Here is a 12,230-nt window from a genome sequence, read left to right as displayed (position 1 = left end):
CGGCCAGGTGCTGAAGGGCATCAAGGAGAACGAGCCGCGCGCGCTCTCGCTGGGCTATGACGTCAGCCGCTTCAAGCTGCTGGCCTTCGTGATCTCGGCCGCGCTGTCGGGGCTCGCCGGTTCGCTCAAGACGCTGGTGCTGGGCTTCGCGACCTTGTCGGACGTGCACTGGAGCGCCTCCGGCCAGGTCATCCTGATGACGCTGGTCGGCGGCCTCGGCACCTTGTCGGGCCCGCTGGTCGGCTCGGCCGTGGTGGTGCTGCTGGAGAACAAGATCGGCGAACTGGGCCACCTGCTGGCCCGCCTCACGACCATCGACTGGTTCAACACGCTGGGCGAATCGGTGACCATGGTCACGGGCCTGATCTTCGTGATCTGCGTGCTAGCCTTCCGGCGCGGGATCATGGGCGAGGTGATGGCGCTCTTTGGCCCTCGACGAAACTAATCTAAGTATGGTCTGCAGAACACAATTTGCAATCGCGGATGAGTGAGTAAGGTGATCTCGACGCATCCGGATGGCTCGATCGCGCAGGCTCGGTATCGATTTGCTGCGCGTCGCGGCCCTTGCGTGGGCCTGGCGTGCCCGAATTGAACAGATTGCCAACCGGCTGCACGTCGACTTCCCATATGAAGAATTTATGCTCATCTCTCACGAAGCGATTTACCACGCCCTCTTCATTCAGGACTGGGGTGCTCTCCGGCACGATCTGGTGAGCTGCCTGCGCACCGGACGGGCGTTGCGCGTGACGCGGGCCTGGGCGCAGGCCAAGGCGTGGGCGCACGTGAGTGAGGATGTGATGATCTCCAGCCGTCCCGCAGAGGCAGAGGATCGCGCTGTGCCCGGAAAACTGGGAGGGTGATCTGATCATTGGTTTGAACCGTTCCGCGATCTGAACGCTGGTCGAGCGATCAAGCCGATTCGCCATGCTCGTCCACCTGCCTCGCGAGAAAGGTTATGGGCTGACTCCCCTCAAGACGCTGAAAGTCGAGAGGATCTACCAGGTACGCTACGACACTCGGGCACGGTTCGCCTGGACATCGTGGACTGGATCGAGGCCTTCTACAACCGCGTGCGCGTGCACACGGCCATCGGACACCTTGCCCCTGTCGAAAGGGAACTCAGCCTCTTGCCTGCGTGACTTGGTGTACGTGGAAACGAGGCAGGGTCAAAGTGCTGCGCAAGCGCAGGGACCCTCTAGTTTAGAGGGGCTTGCCAGTAAGCCTTCGCCAGTCGCGCCTGAAGTGAGCGCAGTGGAATGCCATTGCGGGTACGCACGTCCTGTGCATACTGCAGTTGCAGATTGACGGCAGGCGAGCGAGCAGGGAATCTGTTTGCCTCCGACGGTGCCGCTGAGAGCAGCATTGATCCCGGCTTCCCGGACGCAGAGCCAGCTACCGCTCGAACTCGGTTGGCCGACGATGACGAAGCGAGCGTGAGGAAGCTCGCCCAGGTGAGCATCAGGTCGGTGCGAGTTTGCGCACATAGTCGAAGTTCAGTTCAAGTGCATCACACTGAGGCCGAAACTTTGCCCGCGCTGGCCGCCCGACGGCACCTCCAGAGAACCGGTCCAACCGAGACAATCGCCCGCTGCGTCGTCGGCGTAAGTCCAGACCGTGCCGCCGAGAATCAGGTTGCCGATTCCGGAGAACGAATGGCTGCCGCCCACCTTCTGTCGACCAATGCCTGGATCAGTTCAAGGTCCGCGCGCTGGCCGGCAAAGTCGATGTCTTTGGGGCCAGCCAGCGGCCGGTGAGCCTTTGATTCGCTTGCATCAGCGCGCGCATGACTGCGACATGGAGGCACCAGACCTACCCTACGGCGCCTTGATGTTGGCGATTCGGATCACCTCGCCGAAGCGATCGAAGTCCGTTTGAAGCCATGCTTTGAATCGATCAGCATCCTCAAAGAAGCGAGCGTTGCTTTGCTGACTGACGGCTGCCGTGTAGGTCTTGCCATTGACGGCGGCCTTCAACGCAGCCCGCAGGCGATCAACCGTCGGCTGGGGGGTCTTGGGCGGCACCAAGATACCCATGCTGGACTCGATTTGCAGCGACTTGTAGCCCTGCTCGATCGCGGTCGACACGTCTGGAAGGCTGGGCGCGCGCAGGGTGCTGACGATGGCAATCGGACGCAGCTTGCCCGACTGGACAAAGGGGAGCGCGGACGCCACGTCAATCACCATGGCCGGCACCTGACCTCCAATAACGTCCTGCATCGCGGGTGCGGCTCCACGATAGGAGACATAGGTGATCGCGACCTTTTGTTCGAGCGCCAGCAGTTCGAGCCCGACGTGGCCGATGCCGCCGTACCCCGCACTGGTCACTGGTGTTCCCGGATGACGACGAAGATGGTCGATGAACTCCGAAATCGTCTTGACGTCCATCATCGCGGGGTTCACCACAAGCGCGACATGCGTGGTCACGAAACGACCTACCGGCATGAAGCGGGATTCCATGTCCAGCTTCTTTCCATGGAAGTGCAGCGCATTGGTAGTGGTGTTGGCCAGGAGGCCGATGGTGTAGCCATCAGGCGCGCTCTTGGTCACCTCTTCCAAGCCAAGGATGCCCGAGACACCCGCGCGGTTGTCGACCACAACCGGCTGTTGCAGTTCATCTTCCAGCGCCTTGGCGATGGAGCGCGCGACGGTGTCCGAGGGGCCGCCGGCGGGAAAACCGGTGATCAGTTTGATGGGCCTGCTCGGATAGGGCTGCGCGGAAGCAGGAACCCAAAATCCAAGCGCCACGCATGCCACGATGCCGACGCTGAAAGTGCGCAGAAATTTCATCTTTGTCTCCGATGTTCCGCGCAATTCTGCTTATACCCCATCCGGACTTCGTCGTCGCTATAGACGATATTGACGGCCATGCGCACGGCGACACCATGGTGGAGAACGGGTATCGCTCGCCTGGGCTCAGTTGCGCGTGAACACGGGGTCGCGCTTCTCGATGAAGGCTTTCACGCCTTCGCTGAACTCGATCCGGTCGATCAGCTCGCGCTGGCGCTCAGCTTCGTAGTGCATCTGGGACTCCAGCGAAACGCTGCCGGCGGATTCGTATGCATTGCGAATCTCGCGTGCCGCATGCCCGGGCAGGCGCGCCAGGCGCTGGGCGATGGCCAACGCTTCACGACGCAGCACCGCATCGTCGACGCAGGCCCAGATCAGCCCCCATTGCACCGCCTGCTCGGCACTCAGCCGATCGCCCAGCAGCGTGAGGCCCACAGCGCGCGCGCGGCCGACCGAGCGCTCGAGAAACCATGTCGTCCCCAGGTCGGGGACGATGCCCAGCCGAGGCATGAATGGAAGGTAGAAGTAGGCCGAGCGTGCCGCGATCACCACGTCGGCTGACAGTGCCAGGCCCACGCCCGCGCCGGCCGCCGCGCCGTTGATCGCGCTCACCACCGGAAACGGCAAGGCGCGGATGTCGGCAATCAACCGGTTCGACAGCGCTGCCATCGTATCGGCCGTGCGCTGCCCCAGACTGCCGCCACCTTCGTCCGGCCCCATGCTGGACAAATCTGCACCCACGCAGAAGGCCTTGCCCACGCCGGTCAATACCAGCGCGCGCACCGCGCCCTCGTCGCGCAACCGCGCCAGGCGATCGCGCAGGCCATGCTGGATATCGAGCGTGAGCGGGTTGAGCCGAGTCGGCACTTGCAGGCTCAGGATCGCGACGTCGCCATCGCGTTCGAACAACAGGGACGAATCGGCATCGGTCGGGTTCATGGGGTCTCCGGGAAAGATTGGAAAACAGGCGGGATCGCACTCATCTCTAGGCCTTCAAACGCGCCTGAATCTTGCGCAGCAAGCCGATCACGCCACCCGGCATCGCGAACATGATGGCGATCAGTACCACGCCATAGATGGCCCAGGGCGCGGCCTTAGAGACCTTCTCGGCCAGCGAGGGTACGAACATGATGAAGATGGCACCGAATATTGCACCCCACAACGTGCCCACGCCGCCGATCACGATGCCGACCAGCAATGAGATCGACAGGAACAGCGTGAACGAATCGGGCGCCACGAACTGAACCGCGATGGCCGACAGCGCGCCGCCGACGCCGGTGTAAGCGGCCGACACGCCAAAGGTCATCGACTTGTAGTGCTTGTTGTCCACACCCATGGCCTCGGCCGCCATGGCGTGGTCTCGGATGGCCCGCATCGCGCGTCCGGTGCCGCTTTGCAGGAGGTTGTGCGCGATGACGAACATGATCACAGTGACGACCAGCGCGAACAGGTAGAGCCACTGGTCGGGCGTGAGCGGCAGGCCGAAAGGCGCATCGGGCTTGATCAGCACGATGCCCTGCACACCGCCGGTCCAAGCTTCGAGGTGTTTGTACTTGAGCAGCTGCGGCATGGCCACGCCCAGCGCGAAGGTAGCGAGCGCGAGGTACAGCCCCTCCAGTTTGAGCGCGGGCCGCCCGAAAGCGTAGCCCACCCCCAGGCAGACCACGGCCGCGGCCGGCACCGTGGCCCAGTACGGCGTGCCGGCATGCTCCATGAGGATGGCCGTAGTGTAGGCGCCGATGGCGTAGAACGCGCCATGGCCCAGAGAGATCTGGCCGTTATAGCCGGTCAGGATGTTCAGGCCCAGCAGCGCGATCGCATACGACAGCACCATCGTGGCCTGGAACAGCTGGAAGCCCTTGGCGACGAAGGTGAGGCCGATGGCGAGCAGCGCCAGCACGGCGAGCGTGCCGATCCAGCCGCGCGCAAAGCCACCGCGGCGTGCAACGGTAGGCGCCGGAGCGGCGGCCGCCACGATGGGCGCCCGGGACGTGGCGTTGAGGGAGTTCATGTACGGGAGTCCTTGGCCACTTGATCAGACGCGGGTGACAACGGTGCGGCCGAGCAGGCCCGCCGGGCGCAAGATGAGCACGCCGACGATGAGCACCAGCGCGACGGACAGTTTGAGCTCGGTGCCGACGACGTAGGTGCCGATGAGATTCTCCAGCACGCCCACGAGGAAGCCGCCGAGCACTGCGCCGAGGGGGCTGTCGATGCCGCCGATCAGCGCGCCTGCAAAGGCGTAGAGCAGCACGCCGGTCATCATGTGGGGGTCGAGGAAGACCACCGGTGCAACCATCATCCCGGCCACCGCGCCGATCGCGCCGGCCAGGCCCCAGCCCAGCATCAGCATGCGCCCGACGTTGATGCCCACGAGCCGCGACGAGGCCGCATTCTGTGCGGCGGCGCGCATCGCCAGGCCCAGCGGCGTGAAGCGGAAGAAGGAAAACAGCGCGGCAACCGCCACCAACGTGACGACGATGGCGCCCACCTCGTGCGCGGACATCATCGCGCTGCTGTACCAGGCATCGGACGGAAACGGGCTGGGGAACTGCTTGATCGTATCGCCGAACAGCCAGCCCGCGAGGCTGTGGAAGATCACCAGCAGGCCGATGAACACGACCACCACCGACAGGGCAGGCTTGTCGTGCATCGGCCGGATCACGGTGAACTCCACCGCTGCCGCCAGCACGAAGGACAGCACCACGGTCGCGACGAACGCGAGCCAGTACGGAAGCCCGGCCTGGATCAGCATCCACGCGATGAAGGTCGAGAACATCGCCATTTCCCCTTGCGCGAAATTGATGTGGTGCGTGGCCTGGTAGATCACCACCAGGGCCAGCGCGACGCTGGCGTAGATGCCACCCGAGGCGAGGCCCGCGAGCAGTTGATGCAGGAAAGCGTTCATGCTTTATTCGCCCAGGTAGGCGCGACGGACGGCGCCGTCGCGGCGGATGTCGCTCGAGGGGCCGGACAACACGATGCGCCCGGTCTCCAGCAGGTAGGCGCGATCGGCGAGGTCGAGCGCGAGTTTGGCGTTCTGCTCCACCAGCAGGATCGACACGCGCTCCTCCTGGTTGATGCGCCGCATGATCGCGAAGATGTCCTTGACGATCAATGGCGCGAGCCCGAACGAGGGCTCGTCGAGCAGCAGCAGGCTGGGCTTGCCCATGAGCGCGCGGCCGATGGCCAGCATCTGCTGTTCGCCGCCCGAGAGCGTGCCGGCCTGCTGGGCGCGGCGCTCCCTCAGGCGCGGGAAGTAGCCGTAGATGCGCTCCATGTCGGCATCGGCGCCGGCGCGGCTGGGCCGTGCGTAGGCGCCTAGCCGCAGGTTCTCCTCGGCCGTCAGGCCCAGGAAAGTGCCGCGGCCATCGGGCACGTGGCCCACGCCCAGCTTCGCGATCTGCTCGGTCGAGCGACGGTCAATGCGCTGCCCCATCAGCGCAATGCTGCCTTCGGTCCACACCATTGCCTGGCACAGCGCGCGCAGCGTGGTGGTCTTGCCCGCGCCATTGGCGCCCAGCAGCGCAACGATCTCGCCGTCGGCGATGTCGAGGTCGATGCCCTGCAGCACGCGCGTGGCGCCGTAGGCTGCGCGCAAGCCGCGCACTTCCAGAATCGGGCTCACGCTGCGACCTCATCTTCCGCGCCCAAATAGGCGCGGATCACTTCCGGATGCGCACGCACCTCCGCGGGCGTGCCCTCTGCGATCTTCTTGCCGAAGTTGAGCGCCACGACCTTGTCGGACACGCCCATCACCAGTCCCATGTGATGCTCGACCAGTAGCACCGTGACCTTGAGGCGGTCGCGGATATCGCGGATCAACGCGCCCAGGCTCTCGAGTTCCTCGTGATTGAGGCCGGCCGCGGGCTCGTCCAGCAGCAGCAGTTGGGGCTCCGCCGCCAGCGCGCGCGCGAGCTCGACGCGCTTTTGCGTGCCGAAAGGCAGGTCGGCCACGGTGCGTTCGGCCACCCTGCCCAGGTCGAGGAAATCGATCAGCGTCTGGGCGCGCTCACGCGCCTGCGCCTCGATGCGCGCCGCGCCCGGCAGTCGGAAAGCATTGCGCAGGAAGCCCGCGTGGTGCTGGCTGTGGCAACCCACCAGCGCGTTCTCGCGCACGGTCATCGTGCGAAACAGTGCCAGGTTCTGGAAGGTTCGGCCGATGCCGATGCCCGCCATGCGATGGCGCAGCATCGTCGACAGCGGATGGCCACCGAAGGTGATCCGGCCGGTGTTGCATTCGTAGAGGCGCGAGAGACAGTTGAACAGCGTGCTCTTGCCGGCGCCGTTGGGGCCGATCAATCCGCAGATCTGCCCGCGTTGCACGTCGAAGGACACGCCGTCGAGCGCCACGATGCCGCCGAAACGTACCGAGACGCAGTCGATGTGCAGCAGGGCCTTGTCTCCACGATCGTTGTCATGGGTCATGCTTCGATCTCTTTTTGTAGGGAATGAGAAGGCGCTGCCCACGCAGTCGCCAGGGGCCGCCCGATCACCCGGCGCCGCGAACTAGAGCCGCTCGATGATCGTGACGTTCGCCAGACCACCGCCCTCGCACATCGTCTGCAACCCATAGCGCTTGCCGCGCTGGCCCAATGCATGCACCAGCGTGGTCATCAGCTTGGCACCCGAGCCGCCCAGCGGATGGCCCAGCGCGATCGCGCCACCGTGCACGTTGAGGCGGGCCGGATCGGCACCCAGCGTCTGCAGCCAAGCCATCGGGATCGGTGCAAAGGCTTCGTTGACTTCGTAGAGATCGATGTCGTCGATCTTCATGCCGGCCTTCTGCAGCGCGCGCTCCGTGGCGGGGATCGGCGCCTCGAGCATGATCACCGGGTCATGGCCGATCACGGTCATGTGGTGCACGCGGGCCAGCGGCTTGACGCCCAGCGTCTTGAGGCCGCGTTCGTTGACCACCAGCAGGCCGGCCGCGCCGTCGCAGATCTGGCTCGCGGTGGCCGCGGTGCAGCGCCCGCCTTCGGTGATCAGCTTGACGCCGGCGATGCTTTCCAGCGTGGCTTCGTAGCGGATGCCTTCGTCTGAGGTGTGCATCTCGCCGGTCTCGCTGCCGTCGGCCAGGCGCACCGCGATCGGCACGATCTCGTCGCCGAAGCGCCCGCCGCGGGTCGCGGCGATGGCGTTCTGGTGGCTGTGCAGCGCGTAGGCGTCGAGCTGTTCCTTCGACAATCCGTACTTCACCGCGATCTGCTCGGCGCCGGTGAACTGGCTGAATTCCACGCCGGGGTAACGCGCGGCCATGCCCGGGCTCACATAGGAGCCCAGGCCGTTCTTGAAGGGCAGGATGCTGGGCGTTCCCATGGGCAAGCGCGTCATGCTTTCCACGCCGGCGGCGATCACGATGTCCATCGCGCCCGACATCACGGCCTGGGCCGCGAAGTGCAGCGCCTGCTGCGACGAACCGCACTGGCGGTCGACCGAGGTCGCGGGCACCGACTCGGGCAGGCGCGAGGCCATGACCGCGTTGCGCGCGATGTTGTTGGACTGCTCGCCGGCCTGGCCGACGCAGCCCATGATCACGTCCTCGATCAGCGCCGGATCGGTGTCGGTGCGCGCGATCAGTGCATCGAGCACCTGGGCAGCCAGGTCGGCGGGATGCCAGCCAGCAAGACGGCCATTGCGGCGGCCACCAGCAGTACGGGCGGCGGCGACGATATAGGCTTCGGGCATTGAGGTTCTCCAGTTTCGAAAGTAGCAGTGAGGGCATTGTTGGCGCCAGGGCCGCACCCAGCGTCGTCGGAACGGACGATTTTGAAACCACCTCTTTGCAGCGCCCGCAGCCGCCCCGGACCACGCAAATTTCGTCGCTTTCGCCGATACACGAGCAAACACGCCGGCCACACACTGCCCGGCGCTTCGCATTCGACGGAGCGACGGAGATTGTTCCATGCATTTCAGACGTCACTTCATCGCCGCCCTGGTGAGTACGGCCTTCACCTGCCCGCTGCTGCACGCAGCCGAACCCGGCATCAGTTCAGCCGAAATCCTCATCGGTTCGACCCAGCCCTTCAGCGGCCCCGCCTCCAGCTATGGCAGCGTGGGGTTCGCAGCCGAGAGCTACTTCGCCAAGATCAACGACGAGGGCGGCATCCATGGGCGCAAGCTCAAGCTCATGGCGCTCGACGATGCCTTCACGCCGTCGAAGACGGTCGAGCAGACGCGCAAGCTGGTCGAGCAGGAAAACGTCTTCCTGATGTTCGCCTCACAGGGAGCTGCCCCCAACGCCTCGGTGCAGAAGTACCTCAACGCGAAGAAGGTGCCGCAGCTGTTCGTGATGTCGGGCTCGCACATCTTCCAGACACCCGACAAGACGCCCTGGACTGTGCCTGGACTGCTCTCGTACTACGCCGAGTCACGTGCCTACGCGTCGCACATCCTGCGCGACACACCCAATGCCAGGGTCGGCGTCCTCTATCAGAACGACGACTTCGGCAAGGACTACCTGCGCGGCATCAAAGCCGGCCTGGGTACGCAGACCTCGAAAGTGATGGTGGCCGAGCAAAGCTACGAGCTCACCGATCCGACGGTCGATTCGCAGGTCGTCGCGCTGCGCGCTGCTGGCGTCGACACGCTGGTGATGGGTACGCTTTCAAAGCAAACCAGCCAGGCGATTCGCAAGATCCACGATCTAGGCTGGAAGCCGACGATCTACCTGAGCTACATCTCGGCATCGGTCTCGCCGACGCTCGTGAATGCCGGCCTGGACAAGTCGGTAGGCATCCTGACCGCCACCGTCATCAAGGACCCGACCGACCCGCGCTGGCATCAGGATGCCGACTACCTCGAATGGCTCGCCTGGATGAAGAAGTACTACCCCAAGGGCGACATCAGCAGCATGAACAACGTCTACGCCTATGTGGCCAGCAACACATTGGTGCACGTATTGCGTGCCGCGGGTCCGAACCCGACGCGCGAGGAGGTGCTCAGGCGCCTAACCACGCTGAGCGACTACGCCGCTCCGATGTTGGCGCCCGGCCTCAAGATGAGATTCACGCCCACCGACTACACGGGCTTCCGGCGCATGCAGCTGCAGAGGTTCGACGGTGCCAAGTGGGTGCCGGTCGGCGGACCGATCGGCGACGGCTCCTGAGCCAGGCGCTGCGGCGATCAGAGCGTGTGGTAGCGCGCGCCGCTGGCGGCCATCTCGCGCATACGCGACGTGGCCACGTACATCGGGCCGAGCGCCGCATGGCGCTCGCTCAATGCGACCACCCGGTCCATCCCGAGCCAGTCCGCATACTTCAGTGCGCCGCCCGCATACGCTGGGAAACCGACGCCCAGCAGCAGTGCCATGTCCAACTCGGCCGGCGTGGCGACCACGCCCTCTTCCAACGCATGTGCAGCCTCGACGATCAGCGGCAGCATCATTCGTTCGACGATGTCGGAGTCGGAAAAATCGCGCGGCCCGTCGGGCTGCAGCGTCGCGACGAGCGCATGCGCCTCGGGTGCCGAGAACTTGCGCGGCCGGCCGGTCGGGTCGGTCTCGTAACGGTAGAAGCCCGCGCCGTTCTTCTGGCCGTAGCGCTTGTTCGCCACCATGAGCTTGACAGCATCCTGCGCGACCGTGCGCATGCGTTGCGGATAGCCGGCCGAGATCACCGCTCCGACATGCACGCCGACGTCCATGCCGACCACGTCCTGCAGATAGGCCGGACCCATTGGCCAGCCAAATGACTCCATCACGCGGTCGACCTTCTCAAAGTCGGCGCCGTCGGCGACCAGTTGCGCGAAGGCGGCGATGTAAGGCGTGAGGATCCGGTTGACCAGGAAGCCCGGGCAATCCTTGACCACGATCGGCGTCTTGCCCATGGCCACCGCATAACCAACGGCCGTGGACACTGCAGAAGCGCGGGTCCGCGTGCCCTGGATCACCTCGACCAATTGCATCACGGGTACCGGGTTGAAGAAGTGCATGCCGACGAAATCCTCGGGCCGCGTCAGTGGCTGCGCGATGTCGTCGATACGCAAGCTCGATGTGTTCGAGGCGATCACCGTACCGGGCTTGACGACGCCTTCGAGCGCGCTGAGCACCTTGCGCTTGACCTCGACGTTTTCCACCACAGCCTCGATCACGCAATCGACTTCGTCGAAGCCGGCCTCGTCGAGCTGCGGCCGGATCGATGCGAGCAACGCATCGGCACGCTCCTGTGCGAGCCGGCCGTTCTTGACCTGTTTGGCCAGTTGCTTCGACGCTTCGGCAATGCCGAGGTCGAGCTGGGGCCGCGCGATGTCTTTCATGCGCGCCGGCGTGCCGTGCAGTGCACTCGTGTAGGCGATGCCGCCGCCCATGATGCCGGCGCCCAGCACCGCCGCCTGCGTGACCTTGCGACCTTCGCGCGCGTGCGCTTTGTAGAGCTTCTTCAACGCCTGCTCGTTGAGGAAAGCCTGTACCAGCGACGAGGCGGCCTGGGTCTTGGCGACGCGCCCGAAGGCGGCGGCTTCGAGGTCCAGCGCGCCCGAACGGTCCCGGCTCGCAGCCTGCGCCATCATTTCCAACGCGATCGCAGCTGCCGGCTGGTGCCTGGGCCCGCGCGCCAGCAGCGCGGTGCGCGCGGTCTCGACCAAGTCTTCGGCTTCCTGTGCCGACATCGCCAGAGGCACGCGCTTGCGCTGCTGCGCGGCCTGCCAGTCGACCTCGCCGCGCACCGCACGCTGCAGCAAATCCAGCGCCTTCTCACGCAGCGTGTCAGGACTGGCGATCTCGTCGACTACGCCGGCGGCCAGCGCCGCAACTGCCTTGGCCGGCTTCCCACTTGCAACCCAGTCAACGGCCGTGGCCAAGCCGGCCAAGCGCGACAGGCGCACTGTGCCGCCGAAGCCGGGGAACAGGCCGAGCTTGACCTCGGGCACGCCGACCTGAGCCGTGTCCGACATCACGCGCAATGGCGCGAGCAGCGCGAGTTCGAGCCCGCCGCCCAACGCGAAACCGTTGATCGCGACCACGCTGGGCACCTTCAGGTCCTCGAAGGCGCTGAACAGCTCGTTGCTGGCGCGCACGCCCGACGCGAGTTCAGCCTCGGTTTTTCGGAATGTGGCGCCGAACTCGGTGATGTCGGCACCGACGATGAACACGTCTTTCGCGCTGGTGACCAGCACGCCGCGCACCCCGGACGAGGCTGCGATCAGCAGGGTCGCCTGCCGGAACTCGTCGATGGTGCGGACATCCAGCTTGTTGATCGCTTCGCCACGGCGATCGAAACGCAACTCCACCAGTCCTTCACCCAACGGCAGGACGCCGATACTTTCGCCTTGGAACAAGAGATATCTCCTTATGGCCGGCAACACGCCCGCCCTGGAGAAAAGTTTAGAGAGAGGCCCCGCGGACCGGCATCGTCCAAAGCGACGAATCGAAGTGGCCCGCACGCCGGCTGCCGCAGCCGCGGCCCTTTACCTCCGTACACGAATCAACCCTTCCTGCGCCACCGA

At 65.1% G+C, this 12,230-nt stretch carries 11 protein-coding genes and 2 pseudogenes; 4 read left to right on the top strand and 9 right to left on the bottom strand.

Going from position 1 to position 12,230, the window contains the following annotated elements; translation table 11 throughout:
* The 3 genes and pseudogenes from QTI68_RS39885 to QTI68_RS39875 form a co-directional block, all read left to right on the top strand.
* On the top strand, positions 1 to 445 hold a 445-nt coding region (locus QTI68_RS39885), incomplete at its 5' end, for a branched-chain amino acid ABC transporter permease (protein ID WP_286529921.1).
* Positions 446 to 590: 145 nt separating this feature from the next.
* Positions 591 to 969: pseudogene (locus QTI68_RS39880) on the top strand (transposase); the annotation flags it as partial.
* A gap of 3 nt (positions 970 to 972) precedes the next feature.
* Positions 973 to 1,139 (top strand): annotated as a pseudogene (locus QTI68_RS39875) (IS3 family transposase); the annotation flags it as partial.
* A 354-nt stretch (positions 1,140 to 1,493) separates the two neighbouring features.
* Here the strand turns inward: QTI68_RS39875 and QTI68_RS39870 are convergent.
* The 8 genes from QTI68_RS39870 to QTI68_RS39835 form a co-directional block, all read right to left on the bottom strand.
* A complete protein-coding gene (locus QTI68_RS39870; protein ID WP_286529919.1) occupies positions 1,494 to 1,667 on the bottom strand; it encodes a hypothetical protein in 174 nt (57 codons plus the stop codon).
* A gap of 147 nt (positions 1,668 to 1,814) precedes the next feature.
* On the bottom strand, positions 1,815 to 2,786 hold the full coding sequence (locus QTI68_RS39865) for a Bug family tripartite tricarboxylate transporter substrate binding protein (protein WP_286529917.1): 972 nt from the start codon (positions 2,784 to 2,786) through the stop codon (positions 1,815 to 1,817).
* Positions 2,787 to 2,912: 126 nt separating this feature from the next.
* Positions 2,913 to 3,725: an enoyl-CoA hydratase-related protein gene (locus QTI68_RS39860; protein ID WP_286529916.1), complete on the bottom strand. Its 813-nt coding sequence runs from the start codon at positions 3,723 to 3,725 to the stop codon at positions 2,913 to 2,915.
* Between the two features lie 46 nt (positions 3,726 to 3,771).
* Positions 3,772 to 4,797: a branched-chain amino acid ABC transporter permease gene (locus QTI68_RS39855; RefSeq protein WP_286529914.1), complete on the bottom strand. Its 1,026-nt coding sequence runs from the start codon at positions 4,795 to 4,797 to the stop codon at positions 3,772 to 3,774.
* Between the two features lie 24 nt (positions 4,798 to 4,821).
* The gene (locus QTI68_RS39850) at positions 4,822 to 5,694 is read right to left on the bottom strand and encodes a branched-chain amino acid ABC transporter permease (RefSeq protein WP_286529913.1); all 873 of its coding nucleotides are present in this window, start codon (positions 5,692 to 5,694) and stop codon (positions 4,822 to 4,824) included.
* Positions 5,695 to 5,697: 3 nt separating this feature from the next.
* Positions 5,698 to 6,414 carry an ABC transporter ATP-binding protein gene (locus tag QTI68_RS39845; protein WP_286529911.1) on the bottom strand — a complete coding sequence of 239 codons (717 nt, stop codon included), beginning with the start codon at positions 6,412 to 6,414 and terminating at the stop codon, positions 5,698 to 5,700.
* A complete protein-coding gene (locus tag QTI68_RS39840; protein WP_286529909.1) occupies positions 6,411 to 7,214 on the bottom strand; it encodes an ABC transporter ATP-binding protein in 804 nt (267 codons plus the stop codon). The genes QTI68_RS39845 and QTI68_RS39840 overlap by 4 nt, the downstream gene beginning before the upstream one ends.
* A gap of 81 nt (positions 7,215 to 7,295) precedes the next feature.
* Positions 7,296 to 8,474, bottom strand: a complete 1,179-nt coding sequence (locus QTI68_RS39835; RefSeq protein ID WP_286529907.1) for an acetyl-CoA C-acetyltransferase — start codon at positions 8,472 to 8,474, stop codon at positions 7,296 to 7,298.
* 217 nt (positions 8,475 to 8,691) lie between these two features.
* On the opposite strand from QTI68_RS39835, the gene QTI68_RS39830 reads away from it, so the two are divergent.
* Positions 8,692 to 9,894 (top strand): ABC transporter substrate-binding protein, encoded by a 1,203-nt coding sequence (locus QTI68_RS39830; protein WP_286529905.1) that lies wholly within the window; start codon positions 8,692 to 8,694, stop codon positions 9,892 to 9,894.
* Between the two features lie 17 nt (positions 9,895 to 9,911).
* On the opposite strand, the gene fadB is transcribed toward QTI68_RS39830, so the two are convergent.
* Positions 9,912 to 12,167: a fatty acid oxidation complex subunit alpha FadB gene (fadB, locus tag QTI68_RS39825; RefSeq protein ID WP_286529903.1), complete on the bottom strand. Its 2,256-nt coding sequence runs from the start codon at positions 12,165 to 12,167 to the stop codon at positions 9,912 to 9,914.
* Between the last annotated feature and the right edge of the window lie 63 nt (positions 12,168 to 12,230).

Source organism: Variovorax sp. J31P207 (assembly GCF_030316965.1).
Taxonomy (GTDB): Bacteria; Pseudomonadota; Gammaproteobacteria; order Burkholderiales; family Burkholderiaceae_C; genus Variovorax; species Variovorax ginsengisoli_B.
Note: the sequence above shows the minus strand (reverse complement) of the source record. Positions and strands in the feature narration are given on the sequence as shown.

Coding starts and splice junctions, on each gene's coding strand:
- QTI68_RS39835 (WP_286529907.1), bottom strand. CDS start 8,474: ATGCCCGAAGCCTATATCGTCGCCGCCGCCCGTACTGCTGGTGGCCGC.
- QTI68_RS39850 (WP_286529913.1), bottom strand. CDS start 5,694: ATGAACGCTTTCCTGCATCAACTGCTCGCGGGCCTCGCCTCGGGTGGC.
- QTI68_RS39860 (WP_286529916.1), bottom strand. CDS start 3,725: ATGAACCCGACCGATGCCGATTCGTCCCTGTTGTTCGAACGCGATGGC.
- QTI68_RS39865 (WP_286529917.1), bottom strand. CDS start 2,786: ATGAAATTTCTGCGCACTTTCAGCGTCGGCATCGTGGCATGCGTGGCG.
- QTI68_RS39830 (WP_286529905.1), top strand. CDS start 8,692: ATGCATTTCAGACGTCACTTCATCGCCGCCCTGGTGAGTACGGCCTTC.
- QTI68_RS39855 (WP_286529914.1), bottom strand. CDS start 4,797: ATGAACTCCCTCAACGCCACGTCCCGGGCGCCCATCGTGGCGGCCGCC.
- QTI68_RS39840 (WP_286529909.1), bottom strand. CDS start 7,214: ATGACCCATGACAACGATCGTGGAGACAAGGCCCTGCTGCACATCGAC.